The 2,453-nt window shown below is 46.3% G+C and carries 1 protein-coding gene; it reads left to right on the top strand.

Annotated features, from left to right (window positions below):
- The first annotated feature begins 282 nt into the window (after positions 1–282).
- Positions 283–2,424 (top strand): Tex family protein, encoded by a 2,142-nt coding sequence (locus tag AC805_RS13645; protein WP_055075934.1) that lies wholly within the window; start codon positions 283–285, stop codon positions 2,422–2,424.
- The last annotated feature ends 29 nt before the right edge of the window (positions 2,425–2,453 follow it).

Here is a 2,453-nt window from a genome sequence, read left to right as displayed (position 1 = left end):
TTTAAAAATACAGCTCATGAATTGTAAGTAGCTAAGCAATTATCGATCAAATAAGCCATAAGAAAATTTTGAAAGGGTTGCAAAGCAATCCTTTTAAAATTTTCTTGGTTTAGGTTTAAGCGCAATAAGAATGGGCAGCGCTTTGCGCTGCCCATTCTTACACATTTAACACTAACTAAATCTGGAGAAAATTAATCTAGAGTAAATCTAAACTTTGGGTTACTTTTCCCCATCAAGAACGATCGCTTAAAATTGCAGAATGCACTCTGCACATTGATACGAATGCCAAACATCGAACAACTCATAGCCAAAGAACTTTCTCTTCGTCCCGAACAGATCGCCAATGCCCTAGAACTATTTGCCGAAGGTGCCACAATTCCCTTTGTCGCTCGCTATCGCAAAGAACGTACTGGCGAAATGAACGAGATCCAGTTACGGGATCTCCAAGATCGTTATGCCTATCTCACCGAACTGCGCGATCGCCAAGCCATCATTCTCCAAGCGATCGCCGACCAAGGGAAACTAACCGATGACCTCAAAGCCAAAATCGAAGCCTGCCTCCAAAAAACCGAGCTAGAGGATCTCTATCTACCCTATCGCCCCAAACGGAGAACGAGAGCGGCGATCGCTAGGGAAAAGGGCTTAGAACCCCTTGCTGAAGCAATTAAAACCTTCAATCGCTCCAATATCAACAACTCGATAACACAAGAAGCTGCCAAGTATATATCCGAGCAGGTGAAATCCGTTGAAGAAGCACTCAAAGGCGCATCGGATATTCTTGCCGAAGAAGTTGCGGAAAATGCCGAATATCGCGCCTATATTCGCGACCAATTAATGCAGTCGGGAATATTTATCTCACAGATTAAGGGCTCTCACCCCATCGGCACTACCAAGTTTGAGATGTATCGAGACTATCAAGCAAAAGTCAAAACGATCGCCCCCCACAATTTCCTCGCACTCCTACGCGGCGAGACGGAAGAAATCCTCACCCTCACCCTCAATTTTGACGAAGATCGCTTCCTTGCTTATTTAGAGTCCCAGCAAATTAAAACCAAAACCCCGACCCTGCGGCAGTTTTATCAAGATATGCTTAAGGATGCCTTTAACCGCTTGATAAAAACATCGGCGATCGCTGCGGTCATGGCGGAGAAAAAAGCATGGGCAGATGGAGAATCCATTAAAACCTTTGAAGCCAATTTACGCGATTTACTCCTCGCGGCTCCCGCAGGAATGAAGCCCACCCTTGCCATCGATCCTGGATTCCGTACTGGTTGCAAAACTGCCGTAATCAGCGAAACAGGCAAGTTTCTCGAATACCAAACGCTCTTTCCCCATCAAGCTCCCGCTCAAAGGGAACAAGCTGCCCGTATCTTCAGAAACCTCATCGAGAAGTATCAAATTCAGCTAATTGCGATCGGCAATGGAACAGCGGGAAGAGAAACTGAAAGCTTCGTCATAGAATCAATGCAAGGAATGAAAAATCCGCCAATCAAAGTAATGGTCAACGAGTCGGGGGCTTCGATCTATTCCGCCAGTACCGTCGCGATCGCCGAATTTCCCGATCTCGACTTAACCGTACGCGGCGCGATCAGTATCGGCAGAAGACTACAGGATCCCCTTGCCGAATTGGTCAAAATCGATCCCAAATCCATTGGGGTCGGACAATATCAGCATGATGTCGATCAGAAGTTACTCAAAAAGAAACTCGATGAAACCGTTGAGAGTTGCGTTAATTTTGTCGGGGTAGACCTGAATACAGCTTCCAAAGAACTCTTGACCTTTGTCTCAGGACTGAGTGCCACGGTCGCCAATAACATCATCGCCTACCGCAATCAGCATGGGGCTTTTCGCGATCGCCGCGATTTATTGAAAGTTCCCAAATTAGGCGCAAAAGCTTTTGAACAGGCAGCAGGATTTTTACGCATTCGCGATGGCGATCGTCCCTTAGACAATACTGCCGTCCATCCCGAAAGTTACCGCATTGTCGAAGCGATCGCGAGCGATCTTAAAGTACCGCTATCGGCAATCGCCCAAGCCTCAGACAAGCTAAAAACAGTCGATCTCAAAAAATACGTCACGGAAGCGATCGGCGAACCAACCCTGCGCGATATCTTGCGGGAACTAGAAAAACCAGGACGAGATCCTCGCGATAAGTTCAAGTCCGTTAACTTCCACGAAGCCGTACAGAAAATCACCGATCTGGAAGTCGGCATGGAACTTGAAGGAATCATCACCAATGTAGCGAATTTCGGGGCATTTGTTGATATTGGAGTCCATCAAGATGGATTAGTACATATCTCGCAGTTAGCCGATCGCTTCGTCAGCGATCCCAAGCAAATCGTCAAAGTTGGTCAGGTGGTCAAAGTGCGCGTCTTAGAAGTAAACGAATCTCTAAAACGGATTAGTTTATCAATGAAGTTATAGCTATATTCACTAAACCCAATAGAGAGTGG

It is taken from the genome of Pseudanabaena sp. 'Roaring Creek' (assembly GCF_001402795.1).
Taxonomy (GTDB): domain Bacteria; phylum Cyanobacteriota; class Cyanobacteriia; order Pseudanabaenales; family Pseudanabaenaceae; genus Pseudanabaena.
This window is presented reverse-complemented; position numbering and strand designations above follow the sequence as displayed.

Coding starts and splice junctions, on each gene's coding strand:
- AC805_RS13645 (WP_055075934.1), top strand. CDS start 283: ATGCCAAACATCGAACAACTCATAGCCAAAGAACTTTCTCTTCGTCCC.